Origin of the sequence: Klebsiella sp. 10-1 (assembly GCF_009758445.1) — a bacterium.
Taxonomy (GTDB): domain Bacteria; phylum Pseudomonadota; class Gammaproteobacteria; order Enterobacterales; family Enterobacteriaceae; genus Klebsiella; species Klebsiella scottii.
In genome coordinates, this window is sequence record NZ_WQRE01000005.1 from 358914 (window position 1) to 378484 (window position 19571).

Annotated in this window: 18 protein-coding genes; 13 read left to right on the forward strand and 5 right to left on the reverse strand. The window is 57.8% G+C overall.

The annotated features are described in order from the left end of the window. Positions 1–38: 38 nt before the first annotated feature. Together zntA and GO007_RS19795 are read right to left on the reverse strand one after the other, a co-directional pair. The gene (zntA, locus tag GO007_RS19790) at positions 39–2231 is read right to left on the reverse strand and encodes a Zn(II)/Cd(II)/Pb(II) translocating P-type ATPase ZntA (protein WP_095102920.1); all 2193 of its coding nucleotides are present in this window, start codon (positions 2229–2231) and stop codon (positions 39–41) included. A 78-nt stretch (positions 2232–2309) separates the two neighbouring features. Continuing rightward, a complete protein-coding gene (locus tag GO007_RS19795) occupies positions 2310–2936 on the reverse strand; it encodes a lysoplasmalogenase (RefSeq protein ID WP_095102922.1) in 627 nt (208 codons plus the stop codon). Between the two features lie 191 nt (positions 2937–3127). Here GO007_RS19795 and GO007_RS19800 point away from each other — a divergent pair, with 191 nt between their 5' ends. Next, positions 3128–3478, forward strand: coding sequence for a DUF2500 domain-containing protein (locus GO007_RS19800; protein WP_189339903.1), 351 nt, complete (start codon positions 3128–3130; stop codon positions 3476–3478). An 11-nt stretch (positions 3479–3489) separates the two neighbouring features. Here GO007_RS19800 and GO007_RS19805 read toward each other — a convergent pair whose 3' ends face one another. Both GO007_RS19805 and rsmD read right to left on the reverse strand, forming a co-directional pair. Beyond that, a complete protein-coding gene (locus GO007_RS19805; protein WP_095102927.1) occupies positions 3490–3768 on the reverse strand; it encodes a DUF1145 family protein in 279 nt (92 codons plus the stop codon). Further along, positions 3758–4354 carry a 16S rRNA (guanine(966)-N(2))-methyltransferase gene (gene rsmD, locus GO007_RS19810; RefSeq protein ID WP_095102929.1) on the reverse strand — a complete coding sequence of 199 codons (597 nt, stop codon included), beginning with the start codon at positions 4352–4354 and terminating at the stop codon, positions 3758–3760. The genes GO007_RS19805 and rsmD overlap by 11 nt, the downstream gene beginning before the upstream one ends. A 192-nt stretch (positions 4355–4546) precedes the next feature. Here rsmD and ftsY point away from each other — a divergent pair, with 192 nt between their 5' ends. From ftsY to livJ, 6 genes are all read left to right on the forward strand, one after another. Next, entirely contained in the window at positions 4547–6121 is a 1575-nt protein-coding gene (gene ftsY / locus GO007_RS19815; protein WP_095102931.1) for a signal recognition particle-docking protein FtsY, read from the forward strand. A gap of 2 nt (positions 6122–6123) precedes the next feature. After that, positions 6124–6792, forward strand: coding sequence for a cell division ATP-binding protein FtsE (gene ftsE, locus GO007_RS19820; protein ID WP_004868565.1), 669 nt, complete (start codon positions 6124–6126; stop codon positions 6790–6792). Next, positions 6785–7837 carry a permease-like cell division protein FtsX gene (gene ftsX / locus GO007_RS19825; protein WP_095102933.1) on the forward strand — a complete coding sequence of 351 codons (1053 nt, stop codon included), beginning with the start codon at positions 6785–6787 and terminating at the stop codon, positions 7835–7837. Before ftsE ends, ftsX begins: the two co-directional genes overlap by 8 nt. Positions 7838–8101: 264 nt before the next feature. Continuing rightward, positions 8102–8956 carry an RNA polymerase sigma factor RpoH gene (gene rpoH, locus GO007_RS19830; protein WP_041143056.1) on the forward strand — a complete coding sequence of 285 codons (855 nt, stop codon included), beginning with the start codon at positions 8102–8104 and terminating at the stop codon, positions 8954–8956. Positions 8957–9126: 170 nt separating this feature from the next. Next, positions 9127–10392: a 4-aminobutyrate--2-oxoglutarate transaminase gene (locus GO007_RS19835; protein ID WP_095102935.1), complete on the forward strand. Its 1266-nt coding sequence runs from the start codon at positions 9127–9129 to the stop codon at positions 10390–10392. Between the two features lie 245 nt (positions 10393–10637). Further along, the gene (gene livJ, locus GO007_RS19840; protein WP_095102937.1) at positions 10638–11741 is read left to right on the forward strand and encodes a branched chain amino acid ABC transporter substrate-binding protein LivJ; all 1104 of its coding nucleotides are present in this window, start codon (positions 10638–10640) and stop codon (positions 11739–11741) included. 415 nt (positions 11742–12156) lie between these two features. On the opposite strand, the gene panM is transcribed toward livJ, so the two are convergent. Further along, on the reverse strand, positions 12157–12540 hold the full coding sequence (gene panM, locus GO007_RS19845) for an aspartate 1-decarboxylase autocleavage activator PanM (RefSeq protein ID WP_095102939.1): 384 nt from the start codon (positions 12538–12540) through the stop codon (positions 12157–12159). Between the two features lie 421 nt (positions 12541–12961). Between panM and livK the strand changes: the two genes are divergently transcribed. The 6 genes from livK (at position 12962) to ugpB (ending at position 19494) form a co-directional block, all read left to right on the forward strand. Then, complete coding sequence (gene livK / locus GO007_RS19855) at positions 12962–14071, forward strand: high-affinity branched-chain amino acid ABC transporter substrate-binding protein LivK (RefSeq protein ID WP_095102943.1); 1110 nt, start codon at positions 12962–12964, stop codon at positions 14069–14071. 155 nt (positions 14072–14226) lie between these two features. Further along, a complete protein-coding gene (livH, locus tag GO007_RS19860) occupies positions 14227–15153 on the forward strand; it encodes a high-affinity branched-chain amino acid ABC transporter permease LivH (protein ID WP_041143050.1) in 927 nt (308 codons plus the stop codon). Next, the gene (gene livM / locus GO007_RS19865; RefSeq protein WP_095102945.1) at positions 15150–16427 is read left to right on the forward strand and encodes a branched chain amino acid ABC transporter permease LivM; all 1278 of its coding nucleotides are present in this window, start codon (positions 15150–15152) and stop codon (positions 16425–16427) included. Before livH ends, livM begins: the two co-directional genes overlap by 4 nt. After that, positions 16424–17191, forward strand: a complete 768-nt coding sequence (livG, locus tag GO007_RS19870; protein ID WP_041143048.1) for a high-affinity branched-chain amino acid ABC transporter ATP-binding protein LivG — start codon at positions 16424–16426, stop codon at positions 17189–17191. The genes livM and livG overlap by 4 nt, the downstream gene beginning before the upstream one ends. Positions 17192–17193: 2 nt before the next feature. Next, positions 17194–17907 carry a high-affinity branched-chain amino acid ABC transporter ATP-binding protein LivF gene (livF, locus tag GO007_RS19875; protein WP_004868545.1) on the forward strand — a complete coding sequence of 238 codons (714 nt, stop codon included), beginning with the start codon at positions 17194–17196 and terminating at the stop codon, positions 17905–17907. Between the two features lie 270 nt (positions 17908–18177). Further along, a complete protein-coding gene (ugpB, locus tag GO007_RS19880) occupies positions 18178–19494 on the forward strand; it encodes a sn-glycerol-3-phosphate ABC transporter substrate-binding protein UgpB (RefSeq protein WP_095102947.1) in 1317 nt (438 codons plus the stop codon). Positions 19495–19571 lie beyond the last annotated feature (77 nt).

Sequence of the window (19571 nt, forward strand, 5' to 3'; positions counted from 1 at the left end):
CTCCCCGCTAAGCGCAGCGCCGCCGGGGAGCGTGTCCGCTACTTCTGGCGTAACAGCCGCAGGGCGTTGGCGGTGACCAGCACCGTGGCTCCGGTATCCGCCAGCACCGCCAGCCACAGTCCGGTCAGGCCGAGCAGCGTGGTTATCAGGAAAATCCCCTTCAGACCCAGCGCAATCGCAATGTTCTGCCGGATGTTGGCATGGGTGGCGCGAGCCAGCGAAATCATCTGCGCCAGGCCGGTTAAGCGGTTATGGGTTAACGCCGCATCGGCGGTCTCCAGCGCCACGTCGGTGCCGCTGCCCATCGCAATACCGATGGTGGCCGCCTTCATGGCCGGCGCGTCGTTGATGCCGTCGCCGACCATCGCCAGCGGCGCTTCGGCGTTGAGCGCCATCACCGCCGTGACCTTATCTGCAGGCAGCAGCCCGGCGCGGAACGTCAGCCCCAGCTCGTTGGCGATGGCCGCCGCCGCGCGCGGGTTATCGCCGGTCAGGATCACCCCCTGCACGCCGAGCTGATGCAGATCTTCCACCGCCTGGCGGGCGTCGTCGCGCAGGGTATCGCGCAGCGCCAGAATGCCGAGCAGGATATCCTCACGTAGCACCAGCACCACCGTTTGGCCGGCGCTCTCCAGCTGCTGGATCTGCTCTTCGTACTCGGCCGCCGCCCCATTACCCGCCGCGCAAATTAACACCCGGCGGCCGGCAACTTCAGCTTCTATACCGGAACCGGCCAGCGCGCGCTGGGCGCTGGCGGCCGGGATGCTCAGCCCTCGCTGCTCCGCTTCGCGGACAATGGCCTGGGCCAGCGGATGGCTGGAGCCTTGCTCCACCGCGGCGGCCAGCGCCAGCAGGCCGTTCTCATCGATGTCGGCGGTGACAATCGCCGCGCTTACGCGCGGCTGGCCGACGGTCAGGGTGCCGGTTTTATCAAAGGCGACCTGGCGAACCTGCCCGAGCTGTTCAAGCGCGGCGCCGCCTTTAATCAACGCGCCGCGACGGGCCGCGACCGCCAGCCCGGAGGTGATTGCCGCCGGGGTTGAAATGACCAGCGCGCACGGGCAGCCGATCAGCAGCAGCGTCAGCCCTTTGTAGATCCACGGTAGCCAGGCGCTGGCAAAAAACAGCGGCGGTACGATGGCCACCAGCAGGGCGACGAGCATAATGGCCGGGGTATAAATACGGCTAAAGCGATCGATAAAGCGTTCAATGGGCGCCCGGCGCTCTTCGGCTTCTTCAATCAGCTTCAGGATACGATCGATAGCGCTGTCGCCGGGTTCAGAGATAACCGTCAGCTGCACCAGACGATCGACGCTGGTTGCGCCTGCCGCCACGCGTTCGCCGGAGCTGCGTTCCACCGGGACGGATTCGCCGGTTAACGCGCTTTCATCGAAGCTGGCAAACGGCGTCATCAGCCGACCATCGGCGGGCAGGCGCCCGCCGGCGGCGACCTCAATCAGATCGCCGGGGCGCAGGTCGCGCTGGGCGACGGTTTCCCGCACGCCGTCGCGGACCCGCGTGGCGGTATCGGGCTTCAGGGCCATAAGCGCGCTGACGCCCTGGCGAGCGCGGCTGGCGGCCCAGCCTTCAAGGCGTTCGCCGATCAGGAACAGCAGCAGCACCATTGCGGCTTCGGCGGTTGCGCCGATAAACAGCGCCCCGATGGCCGCGACGCTCATTAGCGTTTCAATGGCGAACCAGCTGCCGCTTTTGATCAGCCGCAGCGCCTGGCGCGCGACCGGCCATAGGCCAACGAGGGTGGTGGCAGCGAAGGCCAGCTCGCCGAAGGGGTGATTAAACTGCTCCAGTCCCCAGCTCAGGGCCATCATCAGCACCAGGGTTATCAGCGGCAGATTATCCCGCAGCCAGGAGGTTTCCCGCTGCGGAGTATTCTCATCTCGCAGCGTATAGCCCGCCGCGCGTACCGCGCTTTCCACCTGCGGGCGGATATCGCTCCCGGCGTTCACCAGCAGCTTTTCCGTGGCAAACAGCACCTGCACCTGGCTGACGCCCGGCACCTGGCGTACGGCATTCTCCACCTTCCGGGCGCAGGCGGCGCAGTCCATGCCGTCGACCAGCCAGCTGTAGCGCGCGGTTTCCAGGGGTTCTTCGCGGGTTTGCGCCGCGCAGGAGGAGTCCGTACAGCAGCTGTCAGGCTGTGCGGCAGCGGGCTTTAATTTGAATGACGAGAACTGTGGGACTTTTTTATCCTGAGCTTCTGGAGTCGACATGACACCCTCCGGGTAATGATAATTTTCTCATTGCCCAGAGGATACACTTTGGAGTCGACTCCAGAGTCAAGCGCTAAATTAGAGGTACAGCGCGCGAACGATCAGGAAGTGCCCGGCGAAGTAAAATGCGGCGGCAATCGCGTTATCGGCGCGGAAGCGGCGGCGATAGTGGCTGACCAGCCAGACAATATTACCCAGCAGCAGGAAGGCGGCGCCGATAAAGCCGGAGAGCGCGGTATCGGTCGGGCGCACGAACCACAGTTCGCCCGCCAGCCAGACCATTACCAGCGTCATGCCGATAAAGGTGAAGACCGGCAGACGCATCTCTTCCAGCCGGCTCCAGATAACCGCCAGCAGCAGCGCGCCAACGACCAGCAGCACCAGCGGCAGCGGCCAGAAAAATGACAGCGTCATCTGGCTGGCAAACCAGATGGTATAGAGCAGATGCGAAAGGAAAAATGCGCCGACGGCGTACATCACCCGCTGGCGCGGCAGCAGCGTCAGCGCGTCGCCGAGCAGCGAGGCGCACAGGCCGGCCAGCACCAGATAGCTGATGGCGTTGAACATGGGCGCCTGCCAGGCAAGGAGCAGCAGCAGAATCAGCGTGACGGGTTTAAACAACCAACGTTGCCAGGTTGGTCCACGGTAGGACGCATCGACGTAAAGCCATGCGGAAAAACAGACAGCAATAAACGACCAAAGCATAGTGAGTCCCTGTATCTGTTATCGCTATACCCGCCGCCTTTCAAGCCGTAACCCGAAATGCATAGGGTATAAGTAGTTGTACTGACGGTACTAAAACTCAGTGTAGTGGCTCGGGCGGGCAGATGACAATGTTAATCAAGGCGCGGTATGCTTATTCCTGAGAATTCTTATGGGTAAGATGAATGAGCAAGATCCCGCTGTTTTTTATTATTGTCGTGGCCATCATTGTGATAGCGGCATCGGTTCGCTACGCGCAGCAGCGACGGGAAAGCAGGGACAACGACGCCGCGCCGCTGCTGCAAAGGCAGGTGGTGGTGAGTAACAAACGGGAAAAGGTGGTTAACGATCGCCGTTCGCGCCAGCAAACCGTCGCTCCGGCCGGCAGCGAAATGCGCTATGAGGCCAGCTTCAGGCCGGAAACCGGCGGGCTCGACGTCAGCTTTCGTCTTGAAGAGGCGCAGTATCATGCGCTTAGCGTCGGCGACAGGGGCATGCTGAGCTACAAAGGCTCAAGGTTTGTCGCGTTTACGCCAGATCCCTGAGCCTGCCGCCATCACTTCTTACGCAGCGTAGCCTTGAGCTTTTTCTGCCAGGCGACCAGCTCGAACACGCCGAAGATAAAAATGCGCACCTGCTCGAAGCGGCCCAGCGGCGGCGCATCTTTGGGCTGAGTGGCTTTCAGCAGCGTCAGCTGCAGGCCGTGCATCAGGATCATAAAGATAAGCGCGACGTTAACGAAAATATTCAGCGGCTTAGGGAAAGGCTGAAACAGGTTTAAGAGCAAAAACGCCCATACGCATAGCATCAGTACCCGGCCTAGATTAATCAGCATTCTTCTCTCCTTGTGCCTCTCGTTGATAGAGGCGGTAGGCGACCTGTCCGGCCACTTTCTCACGATACAGGTGCCAGCCTGCCGGTACCGGCGGTAGCCCATTTTCGACTTCACTCTCGACGTAGATCAGCGCTTCGTCGGCGAGCCAGCCGTTACTCTCCAGCAGCCGCAGCGTCTCTTCCAGCAGCCCTTTGCGGAACGGCGGGTCGACGAACGCTATCTGGTGCGGCGTGCCGGGCTGATTAAGCCAGGTCAGGGTATTGGCGTTGACCACCGTGCCGTTGCTGGCTTTCAGGGTCGCCAGGTTTTTCTGCAGCTGTTGGGCAACGCCGCGCTCCATCTCCAGCAGCGTGGTGCTGCCCGCGTAGCGGGATAGCGCCTCCAGCCCCAGCGCGCCGCTGCCGGCAAAGCAGTCAAGGCAGCGCGCGTCGACCATAGACGGCGCCAGCCAGTTAAAAAGGGTTTCACGAACCCGGTCGGTGGTCGGGCGCAGGCCCGGGCTCTCCGGCACCGGTAATTTTCGGCCCCGCCACTGTCCGCCGATAATGCGGATCTGGCCGCTGCCTGCGTGGTTTGGTTTCTTCATCTCTCTGCTCAAGTCTTAACTTCCAGCCTGCTATTCTAGCGATCGAAGGCGGATGACGAAACCTTAATCCGGGGGCGGTGATGCGCGTTAAGTTAAGTGATAGACTATCTGACTAATTTCATTATTTTTCAGCTTCCGCGACAGATATGCCGAAGCTGTGCCATGAATAATCAGCGAGGAGTGTAGTCGCAAATGGCGAAAGAGAAAAAACGTGGCTTCTTTTCCTGGCTGGGCTTTGGACAAAAAGAGCAGGCGCAGGAAACAGAAGTTGAGCAAAAAGTAGAAGGGCTGCAGGAAGCTGCGGAACAGGCTCCCGCAGCGCCGGCTGAGGCCGTTGTTGCGCCTGAAGCCGAGGCGGAGCGCGCCCCGGCGGCAGAGAAAGAGGACGCGGAGGCCTTTGCCGCTGACGTCGTTGAGGTCACCGAACAGGTTGTCGAAAGCGAGCTGCCGCATCCGGTGGCGGCGGCAGAATCCGCCGTTGAAGAGATTGCTCCGCCGGTCGCCGCGACAGACGATGCGCCGGCCGTTGGCGAAGTGGAAGAAGAACTTGCCGCCGAGCCGGCTGTCGTAGAGCCGGAAGCTGCGCAAGCCGCCGTCGAAGAAACGGCGGTGGAAGAGCCGCTGGTGGAAGACGTTATTGCCCAGCCGGCGGTTGCCGAAGCGCTTGTTGAACAGCTGCCGGAAGAGGTTGTCGCCCAGCCGCAGGCTGCCGTCGTTGAAGAGGCGCTGATTGAGGATGAGCCTGCGCTGTCGGACGACGAGCTGGAAGCCCAGGCGCTGGCGGCAGAAGCTGAGGAGCAGAGCGAGCCGCAGGAAGCCGCCCAGATCGAGCAGGAGAAGCCGACAAAAGAAGGTTTCTTCGCCCGACTCAAGCGCAGCCTGGTTAAAACCAAACAGAACCTCGGTTCCGGATTTATCAGTCTGTTCCGCGGCAAAAAAATAGATGATGATCTCTTCGAAGAGCTGGAAGAGCAGCTGCTGATCGCCGACGTTGGCGTGGAAACGACCCGTAAGATTATTACCCACCTTACCGAAGGCGCCAGCCGTAAGCAGCTCCGCGATGCCGAAGCGCTGTATGGCCTGCTGAAAGAAGAGATGGGCGATATTCTGGCTAAAGTTGACGAGCCGCTGAACGTTGAAGGGAAAACGCCGTTTGTTATTCTGATGGTTGGCGTCAACGGGGTGGGTAAAACCACGACCATCGGCAAGCTGGCGCGTCAGTTTGAGCAGCAGGGTAAGTCGGTCATGCTGGCCGCGGGGGATACCTTCCGCGCCGCCGCGGTAGAGCAGCTGCAGGTCTGGGGTCAGCGTAATAATATCCCGGTGATTGCGCAGCATACCGGCGCGGACTCGGCTTCGGTTATTTTCGACGCCATTCAGGCCGCCAAGGCGCGCAACGTTGACGTCCTGATTGCCGATACGGCGGGCCGTCTGCAGAATAAATCGCACCTGATGGAAGAGCTGAAGAAAATCGTCCGCGTGATGAAGAAGCTGGACGAAGATGCCCCGCATGAAGTGATGCTGACAATTGATGCCAGCACCGGGCAGAACGCGATTAGCCAGGCCAAACTGTTCCATGAGGCCGTTGGCCTGACCGGCATCACGCTGACGAAGCTGGACGGTACCGCGAAAGGTGGGGTTATCTTCTCGGTCGCTGACCAGTTCGGTATTCCGATTCGCTATATTGGCGTCGGTGAACGTATTGAGGATCTGCGTCCGTTTAATGCGGGCGACTTTATTGAGGCACTTTTTGCCCGAGAGGATTAATAATGATTCGCTTTGAACAAGTCAGCAAAGCCTATCTCGGTGGGAGACAAGCGCTGCAGGGGGTGAACTTCCACCTGCAGTCGGGCGAGATGGCGTTCCTGACCGGCCACTCCGGCGCGGGGAAAAGTACCCTGCTCAAGCTTATCTGCGGCATCGAGCGGCCGAGCGCCGGCAAAATTTTGTTCGGCGGCCACGATATTAGCCGCCTGAAGAGCCGGGAGGTGCCGTTTTTGCGCCGCCAGATCGGCATGATTTTCCAGGATCACCACCTGCTGATGGATCGTACCGTGTTTGACAACGTGGCGATCCCGCTGATTATTGCCGGCGCCAGCGGGGATGATATCCGCCGCCGGGTATCGGCCGCGCTGGATAAAGTCGGGCTGCTGGACAAAGCGAAAAATCTTCCTATCCAACTCTCCGGCGGTGAGCAGCAGCGCGTGGGCATCGCCCGCGCGGTGGTGAACAAGCCTGCGGTGCTGCTGGCGGATGAACCGACCGGTAACCTCGATGAGGCGCTCTCGGAGGGGATTTTACGTCTGTTTGAAGAATTTAACCGCGTAGGGGTAACGGTTCTGATGGCGACGCACGACCTGGGGCTGATTTCCAGTCGTTCGTATCGCATGCTGACCCTGAGCGACGGGCATATGCACGGAGGCCACTGGGGTGAATAAGCGCGAGGCAATAAACCACATTCGCCAGTTTGGCAGCCGATTTGACCGCATCCGCAATGCCGCAGGGGCAGGCGGTGGGCGCAATGCGCCGAAGCGGCCGAAAGCGGCGCCGAATCCGGCTTCCCGGAAAAGTAACGTTTTCAATGAGCAGGTGCGCTATGCCTGGCACGGCGCGGTTCAGGATCTGAAAAGCACGCCGCTGGCCACCTTCCTGACCATCATGGTCATCGCCATTTCGCTGACGCTGCCGAGCGTGTGCTACATGGTGTACAAAAACGTTAACAGCGCGGCGTCGCAGTACTATCCATCGCCGCAGATCACCGTTTATCTGGAGAAGACGCTGGACGATGACGCCGCGGCGCGGGTGGTCGGGCAGCTGCAGGCAGAGCAGGGCGTGGAGAAGGTCAACTATCTGTCGCGGGATGAAGCTTTAGGCGAGTTCCGCAACTGGTCCGGCTTTGGCGGCGCGCTGGATATGCTGGAAGAGAACCCGCTGCCGGCGGTGGCGATTGTCGTGCCGAAGCTGGATTTCCAGGGAACCGACTCCCTCAACACCCTGCGCGATCGGGTTGCGCATATTCAGGGCGTCGATGAAGTCCGTATGGATGACAGCTGGTTTGCGCGCCTCTCTTCGCTGACCGGGCTGGTTGGCCGCGTATCGGCGCTGATCGGCGTGCTGATGGTTGCCGCCGTGTTCCTGGTGATCGGCAACAGCGTGCGTCTGAGCATCTTTGCTCGCCGCGATACCATCAACGTGCAGAAGCTGATTGGGGCGACCGACGGTTTTATCCTGCGTCCGTTCCTCTACGGCGGTGCGCTGCTGGGCTTCTGCGGCGCATTTTTATCGCTGATCCTGTCGGAGATTATGGTGATGCGCCTGTCATCAGCGGTAACGGAAGTGGCGAAGGTATTCGGTACCCAGTTTGAGCTCAGCGGCTTAGGCTTCGACGAGTGTCTGCTGATGCTGATCGTCTGCTCGATGATTGGCTGGGTCGCGGCCTGGCTGGCGACGGTGCAACATTTACGTCACTTTACTCCCGATTAAAAATTTTCTGGTATAATCTTTCCCTGCACTGACTGAATGTCTCTCTGCAGGGAAAGAGTCCCTGTTGTCTCTTCCCTACGCTTCATCTCCATGTCACATTTTGTGCGTAATGTATTCACACCGTTGCATGGAACTTGTGGATAAAATCACTGTCTGATACTAATGTGGGTGATATTCTCGTTGCTCATAAACGCTGGCATGTTTGTTGCCCGGTTGTCTAAGCGGGAACTGTCAAGCCAGACGATATCGATTGAGAGGATTTGAATGACCAAAGATATGCAAACTTTAGCCTTAGCCCCCGTTGGTAACCTGGAATCTTACATCCGGGCTGCGAACACATGGCCGATGTTATCGGCCGATGAAGAGCGGGAGCTTGCTGAAAAGCTGCATTACCAGGGCGATCTGGAAGCAGCGAAAAGGCTGATCCTGTCTCACCTGCGCTTTGTTGTTCATATTGCTCGTAACTACTCGGGCTATGGCCTGCCGCAGGCGGACCTGATTCAGGAAGGCAACATTGGTCTGATGAAAGCCGTGCGCCGTTTTAATCCGGAAGTCGGCGTGCGCCTGGTCTCCTTTGCCGTGCACTGGATTAAGGCCGAAATTCACGAATACGTTCTGCGTAACTGGCGTATTGTGAAAGTCGCGACCACCAAGGCCCAGCGTAAACTGTTCTTTAACCTGCGTAAAACCAAGCAGCGTCTGGGCTGGTTTAACCAGGATGAAGTCGAAATGGTTGCCCGCGAGCTGGGCGTGTCGAGCAAAGACGTGCGTGAGATGGAATCGCGTATGGCGGCGCAGGACATGACCTTCGACATGTCGTCGGACGATGAGTCCGATAGCCAGCCGATGGCTCCGGTGCTCTATCTGCAGGATAAAACGTCTAACTTTGCCGACGGCATTGAAGATGATAACTGGGAAGAGCAGGCGGCAAACAAGCTGACTGACGCGATGCAGGGCCTCGACGAGCGTAGCCAGGATATCATTCGCGCCCGCTGGCTGGACGAAGACAATAAGTCCACGCTGCAGGAGCTGGCGGATCGCTACGGCGTTTCGGCTGAGCGCGTGCGCCAGCTTGAAAAGAACGCCATGAAGAAACTGCGTACCGCTATCGAAGCGTAAATCCGACCGGCATCAAAAAAAGCTCTCGCTGTCTCAGCGGGGGCTTTTTGTTTTTTATCCCTCCATGCGTCAACCATATTAATTTCTTCTTCCGCTGGGCTTGAATGCCGGGCAGGCGCTATTGTTTTTAGACAGGCACGGCTTACTAAATTCATGAAGGGAGAAAGCGGGTGAAAAATAACGATCTTAATCAGCGCCGCCAGCAGGCGACGCCGCGCGGCGTAGGCGTGATGTGCGACTTCTACGCGCAAAAAGCTGAGAACGCGACGCTGTGGGATATCGAAGGCCGGGAGTTTATCGATTTTGCGGCGGGGATTGCGGTGCTGAATACCGGGCATCGGCACCCCAAAGTTGTCGCCGCGGTGGCCTCGCAGCTGGAGGCCTTTACCCATACGGCATATCAGATTGTCCCCTACGCCAGCTACGTCACGCTGGCCGAACGCATTAACGCTTTGGTCCCGATATCCGGCGCCGTGAAAACGGCCTTCTTCTCTACCGGCGCGGAAGCGGTAGAGAATGCGGTCAAAATTGCCCGCGCCTGGACCCGTCGGCCGGGAATCATCACCTTTGGCGGCGCCTTCCACGGCCGAACCTACATGACGATGGCGCTGACCGGCAAGGTCGCGCCCTATAAAATCGGCTTTGGTCCGTTCCCTGGCTCTGTTTTTCATGCTCAGTACCCTAATTCGCTGCACGGCGTCAGCAGCGAAGAGGCGATAAAAAGCCTCGAACGCCTCTTTAAAGCCGATATCGCGGCGGATCAGGTGGCGGCCATCGTCCTTGAGCCGGTACAGGGCGAGGGCGGGTTCAACGTTGCGCCTGCCGGGTTTATGCAGGCGCTGCGCGCGCTGTGCGATACCCACGGCATCCTGCTGATTGCGGATGAGGTTCAGTCTGGCTTTGGGCGAACCGGCAAGCTGTTTGCGATGGAGCACTATAGCGTGCAGCCAGACCTGATCACGATGGCGAAAAGCCTGGCGGGCGGGATGCCGCTTTCGGCGGTTTCCGGGCGGGCAGAGGTTATGGATGCCCCTGCGCCGGGCGGCCTTGGCGGAACCTACGCCGGGAACCCGCTGGCGATTGCCGCCGCGCATGCGGTGCTGGATGTGATCGCCGAAGAGCAGCTTTGCCAGCGGGCAAATGAGCTTGGCCACCATCTGGTGGAAGTTCTCAATCAGGCCAAAGCATCGTGCCCGCAGATTGCCGAGGTGCGGGCGCAGGGGTCGATGGTTGCGGTCGAGTTTTTTGATCCGCAAACCGGCGAGCCGGCGGGCGAGTTCACCCGGGCCGTCCAGCAGCGCGCGCTGGCCGAAGGGCTGCTGCTGCTGACCTGCGGCGTTTACGGCAACGTCATCCGCTTCCTCTACCCGCTCACTATCCCCGATGCTCAATTCCGCCAGGCGCTGACGATTATTCAGCGCGCGCTGGCCGCATAGCCTCACATCTCGCCACTCTGCGGAGTGGCGTTCTGCTTCAGTCACATAACTGTTACATAACCTAAAAAATTGTTGTTTCAAATTCTGAAAAATGGGATATGTTCTAGCATAGTGTGCTGCATAGGCGCGAGCGGCAGACCTTAATCTAGCTATCATATGCTTTTCTTATGTGATTAATTAGAATAATGCGCTAAAAAACAACATCACAACAAATGCAAAAAACCATAATAGTGGGGAGCTTCAGGATGAATATGAAGGGTAAAGCGTTACTGGCAGGATGTATCGCCTTGATAATGAGCAACGCAGCGCTGGCTGAAGATATTAAAATTGCCGTGGTTGGGGCGATGTCTGGCCCGGTGGCGCAGTATGGCGATCAGGAGTTTACCGGCGCTGAGCAGGCGGTTGCCGATATTAACGCTAAGGGCGGTATCAAAGGCAATAAGCTGCAAAGCGTAAAATATGATGATGCCTGTGACCCGAAACAGGCGGTAGCGGTGGCCAACAAGGTCGTTAATGACGGCATTAAGTACGTTATCGGCCACTTATGCTCCTCTTCTACTCAGCCGGCGTCCGATATCTATGAAGACGAAGGCATTCTGATGATCACCCCGGCCGCGACGGCGCCGGAGCTGACCGCGCGCGGATATAAAATGATTCTGCGCACCACCGGCCTCGATTCTGACCAGGGCCCGACGGCGGCTAAATACATCATTGATAAGGTTAAACCGAAGCGTATCGCTATCGTTCACGATAAGCAGCAGTATGGCGAAGGTCTGGCGCGTGCGGTGCAGGATGGCCTGAAAAAAGGCGGCGCTAACGTCGTGTTCTTTGACGGTATCACCGCCGGTGAGAAAGATTTCTCCACTCTGGTGGCGCGTCTGAAGAAAGAAAATATCGACTTCGTCTACTACGGCGGCTATCACCCGGAGATGGGGCAGATTCTGCGTCAATCGCGCGCGGCCGGCCTGAAAACGCAGTTTATGGGGCCGGAAGGCGTAGCGAACGTTTCCCTGTCAAACATTGCCGGTCAGTCCGCTGAAGGCATGCTGGTCACTAAACCGAAGAACTACGACCAGGTCCCGGCGAACAAACCGATCGTCGACGCCATCAAAGCGAAAAAACAGGATCCGAGCGGCGCGTTTGTCTGGACCACCTATGCAGCTATCCAGTCGCTGCAGGCAGGCCTGAACCAGTCTGAAGACCCGGCAGCCATTGCGAAATACCTGAAAGCAAACTCTGTTGATACCGTGATGGGGCCGCTGTCATGGGATGCGAAGGGCGACCTGAAAGGCTTCGAGTTCGGCGTGTTTACGTGGCATGCCGATGGCACCGCGACCGACGCCAAATAATTTAACCTTCGCCTTTCACGCTACAGGTGCGTTGGCTGCGCTCCTCAACCCCGGTCACTTACTCATGTAAGCTCCCGGGGATTTCAGAGCTTGCCGCCTGCCTGTAGCGCGAAATTCTCGGTTAAATAAATGGCCTCTTTTAGGCCGGGAAAAGCGGGGAGATTGGTTAAATACGGCGTGATTCTGGCCGGGTAAAGTAGAAATTCTCGGTTAAATAAATTGTCAATTTGTAGGCCGGATAAGAGAGATCCTGGTTAAATGAATGGTCAATTTACGACCTGGAAAAGAGGGGGGTTATGGGTGAAATGAAGAGTGATATCGTTGCCTGGATAAATGGTCATGCTGGACAAATTGAAGTCATCATCGCCCGGATAAGGCGTGATATGCCGCTATCCGGGATTCTCCCGCTTCGTTTTTAACGCTTTTCCCAACCGCCGTTATGGGCGCTGAAGCCCAGCGCTTGCATAAACGCTGACATGACGCGGTAGTCTTCAATTCCGGTATCCGCCATCCGCCAGCGACCGATTTCTGGATTTCTTTGCAGCACTTCTTCCACCAGATACTGCCCGACGCCGCGACGGCGGGTGACTTCGCGCACGTACAGCGCGCTCAGCTCGCCCTCTGCACCGTCTAAGGTCACGCAAACGGCGGCCAGCAGACGTTCGTTAAAGCGGGCGGCGTAAATAGCGTGGCTATCATCCACGGGGAGCCCGGCCAGATCGCGTGATGGCCAGATTTTCCCTAAATCGATGCGATCCTGATCGCTGAAGTGCGTTAAACGAATAATGGTCAGTTTCATGCGCTGCAAGTCCAGTCAAAACGGATGCGCCAGTGTACCCAAAATTACTACCCGGCGGAGCGCTGTTTTTTGCGGATTCATCAGGCGATTCGTTTTCCTGGGGAAGGCAGGGTAGCGCAATGCGTTATGGATCGAAAAATAAGCAGAGTTTTAACCTAAAGTGCAGCGTTTTATTCCGCCGTATGTATCGTTATTTTATGCTAAAAACGGGACTTTTTTTGTTTATCTTCGCGTGAATACAGAATATTATCTTTGCTTAATCGCCTGAAAAATAGAGATTTTAATCTGGTTTCAGGTAAAAAACTGCGCTAAACCATTAAAGATCATGGTAAAAGTAGCGTTGTTTAATAAAAGCACAGAATGCTTTTTAACCATAAAAATACAAAATATTTACACCACATCACGAACGGGGTCCTGGAACATGAAAAGGAACGCGAAAACAATCATTGCGGGATTAGTCGCACTGACCATGTCGCACGCGGTAATCGCCAAAGAGATAAAAGTCGCCGTCGTTGGTGCGATGTCTGGTCCGGTAGCGCAATGGGGCGACATGGAGTTCAACGGTGCGCGTCAGGCAATTAAAGATATTAACGCGCAGGGTGGGATTAAGGGCGATAAGCTGGTTGGCGTGGAATATGACGACGCCTGCGACCCTAAACAGGCCGTCGCGGTGGCGAACAAAATCGTTAACGAAGGGATTAAATACGTTATCGGCCACCTCTGCTCCTCCTCAACGCAGCCGGCATCCGATATCTACGAAGATGAAGGCATTCTGATGATCTCTCCGGGGGCCACTAACCCCGAGCTGACTCAACGCGGTTATCAGTACATCATGCGTACCGCCGGCCTCGACTCCTCGCAGGGGCCGACCGCCGCAAAATATATTCTGGAAAAGGTTAAACCGCAGCGTATTGCTATCATTCATGACAAGCAGCAGTACGGTGAAGGCCTGGCGCGTTCGGTTCAGGAGAGCCTGAAAAAAGGCAACGCCAACATCGTCTTCTTCGACGGGATCACCGCCGGTGAGAAAGACTTCTCCGCGCTGCTGTCTCGCCTGCAGAAAGAGAATATTGATTTCGTTTACTACGGTGGCTATTACCCGGAAATGGGCCAGATGCTGCGCCAGGCGCGAGCTAACGGCCTGAAAACCGTATTTATGGGTCCTGAGGGCGTGGGCAATGCTTCGCTGTCCAATATCGCAGGCGCCGCGGCAGAAGGCATGCTGGTGACAATGCCGAAACGCTATGACCAGGATCCGGCAAACAGCGCTATCGTAGACGCGCTGAAAGCGGAGAAAAAAGATCCGAGCGGGCCGTACGTCTGGATTACCTACGCTGCCGTGCAGTCCTTAGCGCAGGCGATGGACAGAAGCAGCAGCCAGGAGCCGCTGGACTTAATCAAAGATCTGAAAGCTCACGGCGCGAAAACCGTGATTGGGCCGCTGAATTGGGACGAAAAAGGCGATTTGAAGGGATTTGAGTTTGGTGTCTTCCAGTGGCACGCGGATGGGGCATCCTCGGCCGCAAAATAAGACAACCACTCGCATGGTTTGAGCCGCAGATGCGTAGACGACGTTTATCCGCCCCGGGGCTTCCGGGGAGGGAAACATTTGCCGCCCGTCCGCCGCTCGAGTCGTTGAGAGTGGGATTCAACATCCCGCCTTGTCGGGTTTAGAAAGGTTACCTTATGTCCGAGCAGTTTCTCTACTTTCTGCAGCAGATGTTTAACGGCGTCACGCTGGGCAGTACCTATGCGCTGATCGCCATCGGTTACACGATGGTATACGGCATTATTGGCATGATTAACTTCGCCCACGGCGAGGTGTATATGATAGGTAGCTACGTCTCCTTCATGATCATTGCCGCGCTGATGATGATGGGCATCGACACCAGCTGGCTGCTGGTCGCCGCTGGATTTGTCGGGGCTATCATTATTGCCAGCGCCTATGGCTGGAGTATTGAACGCGTGGCCTATCGGCCGGTGCGGAGCTCCAAGCGACTGATTGCGCTGATTTCCGCCATCGGGATGTCAATCTTCCTGCAAAACTACGTCAGCCTGACGGAAGGGTCGCGCGATGTGGCGCTGCCGAGCCTGTTTAACGGCCAGTGGACGGTGGGCAGCAGCGAAAACTTCTCTGCCACGATCACCACCATGCAGCTGGTGATTTGGATCGTCACCTTTGTGGCGATGCTGGCGCTGACGCTGTTTATTCGCTATTCGCGTATGGGTCGTGCCTGCCGCGCCTGCGCGGAAGACCTGAAAATGGCCAGCCTGCTGGGAATTAACACCGATCGCGTTATTGCCCTGACGTTTGTTATCGGCGCCGCTATGGCCGCGGTCGCCGGGGTGCTCCTCGGTCAGTTCTACGGCGTTATCAACCCCTATATCGGCTTTATGGCCGGGATGAAAGCATTTACCGCCGCGGTACTGGGCGGCATTGGCAGCATTCCTGGCGCGATGATCGGCGGCCTGATTCTGGGCATCGCCGAAGCTCTCTCCTCCGCCTACCTCAGCACCGAATATAAAGACGTGGTCTCCTTTGCGCTGCTGATTCTGGTGCTGTTAGTGATGCCTACCGGCATCCTGGGTCGCCCGGAGGTTGAGAAAGTATGAAACCGATGCATATTGCAATGGCGCTGCTGTCTGCGGTGATGTTCTTTATTCTGGCCGGCGTCTTTATGGGCGTACAGCTGGAGCTGGACGGCACCAAACTGGTGGTGGATACCGCCGCGGATATCCGCTGGCAGTGGATTTTCATCGGCACAGCGGTGGTTTTCTTCTTCCAGCTGATGCGCCCGCTGTTCCAGAAAACCTGGAAAAACGTCTCCGGGCCGAAGTTTATTCTGCCGGCCATCGACGGGTCGACGGTAAAGCAGAAGCTGTTCCTGGTGGCGCTGCTGGTTATCGCCGTCGCGTGGCCGTTTATGGTGTCGCGCGGCACGGTGGATATCGCCACCCTGACCATGATTTACATTATCCTGGGCCTGGGGTTGAACGTGGTGGTGGGGCTGTCCGGCCTGCTGGTACTCGGCTACGGCGGTTTCTACGCCATCGGAGCCTACACCTTCGCGCTGCTGAACCACTATTACGGCCTCGGCTTCTGGACCTGCCTGCCGCTGGCGGGGCTGGTCTCGGCCGCTGCGGGCTTCCTGCTGGGCTTCCCGGTGCTGCGCCTGCGCGGTGACTATCTGGCGATTGTGACCCTCGGCTTCGGCGAAATTGTGCGTATTTTACTGCTCAATAACACTGAAGTGACCGGCGGCCCGAACGGCATCAGCCAGATCCCTAAACCGACGCTGTTTGGCCTGGAATTTAGCCGCAGCGCGCGCGAAGGGGGCTGGGATACCTTCAGCAACTTCTTTGGCGTTAAATACGACCCCAGCGATCGGGTTATTTTCCTCTACCTGGTGGCGCTGCTGCTGGTCGTCCTCTCGCTGTTCGTGATTAACCGCCTGCTGCGCATGCCGCTGGGCCGCGCGTGGGAAGCGCTACGTGAAGATGAGATTGCCTGTCGTTCTCTGGGCCTCAATCCGACGCGCATCAAGCTGACCGCCTTTACCATCAGCGCGGCGTTTGCCGGTTTTGCCGGGACGCTGTTTGCCGCCCGCCAGGGCTTCGTCAGCCCGGAATCCTTTACCTTCGCCGAGTCGGCCTTCGTACTGGCAATCGTCGTGCTGGGCGGGATGGGCTCGCAGTTTGCGGTGATTCTGGCCGCTATTTTACTGGTGGTATCGCGCGAGCTGATGCGTGATTTCAACGAATACAGCATGCTGATGCTGGGTGGCCTGATGGTACTGATGATGATCTGGCGTCCGCAGGGTCTGCTGCCGATGACGCGCCCGCAGCTGAAGCTGAAAAAAGGTCAGGCTAAAGGAGAGCAGGCATGAGTCAGCCATTATTATCCGTAAGCGGCCTGATGATGCGCTTTGGCGGCCTGCTGGCGGTCAACAACGTGTCGCTGGAGCTGCGTCCGCAGGAAATTGTTTCGCTGATCGGCCCTAACGGCGCCGGGAAGACCACGGTCTTTAACTGCCTCACCGGTTTCTATAAGCCGACGGGCGGTTCGATTATGCTGCGTGACCAGCACCTGGAAGGGCTGCCGGGTCAGCAGATTGCCCGCATGGGCGTCGTGCGTACCTTCCAGCACGTGCGCCTGTTCCGCGAAATGACGGTGATTGAAAACCTGCTGGTGGCGCAGCATCAGCAGCTGAAAACCGGCGTCTTCTCCGGGCTGCTGAAAACGCCGACCTTCCGCCGCGCGCAGAGCGAAGCGCTGGATCGCGCCGCCGCCTGGCTTGAGCGTATCGGCCTGCTGGAGCAGGCTAACCGCCAGGCCAGCAACCTCGCCTACGGCGACCAGCGGCGTCTGGAGATCGCTCGCTGCATGGTGACGCAGCCGGAAATCCTGATGCTGGATGAACCCGCTGCGGGTCTGAACCCCAAAGAGACCAAGGAGCTGGACGAGCTGATCGCCGAGCTGCGCAGTCATCACAACACCACCATCCTGCTGATTGAACACGATATGAAGCTGGTGATGGGCATTTCCGATCGCATTTACGTGGTAAACCAGGGGACGCCGCTGGCTAACGGAACGCCGGAAGAGATCCGCAACAACCCGGACGTGATCCGCGCATACCTTGGTGAGGCATAAGCATGGAAAAAGTGATGTTATCTTTTGACAACGTAAGCGCCCACTACGGCAAGATTCAGGCGCTGCATAACGTCAGCCTGCATATTAATCAGGGGGAGATAGTGACCCTGATTGGCGCCAACGGCGCGGGTAAAACCACGCTGCTCGGCACCCTGTGCGGCGACCCGCGCGCCAGCAGCGGGAAGGTGGTGTTTGATGGTAAGGATATTACCGACTGGCAGACCGCGAAAATCATGCGCGAAGCGGTGGCGATTGTTCCGGAAGGGCGTCGCGTCTTCTCGCGTATGACGGTCGAAGAGAACCTCGCGATGGGCGGTTTTTTTGCCGACCGTGACCAGTTCCAGACCCGCATTAAGTGGGTATACGAACTGTTCCCGCGTCTGCTTGAGCGCCGCATTCAGCGCGCGGGCACCATGTCCGGCGGCGAACAGCAGATGCTGGCGATTGGCCGTGCGCTGATGAGCCAGCCGCGCCTGCTGCTGCTCGATGAACCTTCTCTGGGCCTGGCGCCGATTATTATCCAGCAGATTTTCAACACCATCGAACAGCTGCGCGAGCAGGGGATGACCATTTTCCTTGTGGAGCAGAACGCCAACCAGGCGCTGAAGCTTGCCGATCGCGGCTACGTGCTGGAAAACGGCCACGTGGTGCTCGAAGATACGGGCGACGCGCTGCTGGCTAACGAGGCGGTGCGTAGCGCCTACCTGGGAGGCTAATCTCCTCGCTCTTATTCCCGGCCGCCCGGCCGGGATATTCCTTAGCCAGAACGGAGCGCTGACGCCGCTGGCCGGGAATTATCCCCTTGGCGTGTCGCAGCTCCCACTTTCCTGTCTCCGATCTTTCATCGTCTTGCCATCTCTCTGACGCCTTACTATCTTTTTTTTGTAATAAAAGAGTTATTTTTCTGTAATTCGAGCATGTCATGTTACCCCCGCGAACATAAAACGCGTGAAATCGCGCATCTGGAACAACAAGAGAGATAACCGATGATATCGTTACGACATACGGCTTTAGGACTGGCGCTTAGCCTGGCATTTGCTGGTCAGGCCCTCGCAGTAACTACCATCCCGTTCTGGCACTCAATGGAAGGGGAACTGGGTAAAGAAGTTGATTCTCTGGCGCAACGTTTCAACGCAGCTAATCCGGATTACAAAATTACGCCGGTGTACAAAGGTAACTACGAGCAGAGCCTGAGCGCCGGTATCGCTGCGTTTCGTACCGGTAACGCTCCCGCGCTGCTTCAGGTTTATGAAGTCGGTACCGCGACGATGATGGCATCAAAAGCCATTAAGCCGGTGTATCAGGTCTTCACCGATGCGGGCATTAAGTTTGATGAATCGCAGTTCGTGCCGACCGTTTCCGGCTACTACACCGATTCTAAAACCGGCCACCTCCTCTCCCAGCCTTTTAACAGCTCCACCCCGGTGCTGTACTACAACAAAGACGCCTTCAAAAAAGCCGGCTTAGATCCGGAGCAGCCGCCGAAAACCTGGCAGGATCTGGCCGCCTATACCGAGAAGCTGAAGGCCGCCGGAATGAAGTGCGGCTACGCCAGCGGCTGGCAGGGCTGGATTCAGATTGAGAACTTCAGCGCCTGGCACGGTCTGCCGGTGGCAACGAAAAATAACGGCTTCGACGGCACCGATGCGGTTCTGGAGTTCAACAAGCCGGAGCAGGTGAAGCATATCGCCATGCTGGAAGCGATGAACAAGAAGGGCGACTTCAGCTACTTCGGGCGTAAAGATGAGTCCACCGAGAAGTTCTATAACGGCGACTGTGCGATTACCACCGCCTCCTCCGGCTCGCTTGCTGATATCCGCCAGTACGCCAAATTCAACTATGGCGTCGGTATGATGCCGTACGATGCCGACGTTAAGGGCGCGCCGCAGAACGCCATTATCGGCGGGGCGAGCCTGTGGGTCATGCAGGGTAAAGATAAAGAGACCTACACCGGAGTGGCGAAATTCCTCGAGTTCCTCACAAAACCGGAAATCGCTGCGGAATGGCACCAGAAAACCGGCTATCTGCCGATCACCACCGCCGCCTACGATCTGACCCGTCAGCAGGGCTTCTATGACAAGAACCCTGGCGCCGATATCGCCACCCGTCAGATGCTGAACAAGCCGCCGCTGCCGTTCACCAAAGGCCTGCGCCTGGGCAATATGCCGCAGATCCGCACCGTTGTGGACGAGGAGCTGGAAAGCGTTTGGACCGGCAAGAAAACCCCGCAGCAGGCGCTGGATTCAGCGGTTGAGCGCGGTAACCAGCTGCTGCGTCGTTTCGAGCAGTCGACTAAGTCGTAACGTATTGATGCCGATAGGTTCAGGGCAGTAGGTCGAACGGAGGTTCCCCGGTAGCGCCGCGCTTACCGGGGGACATC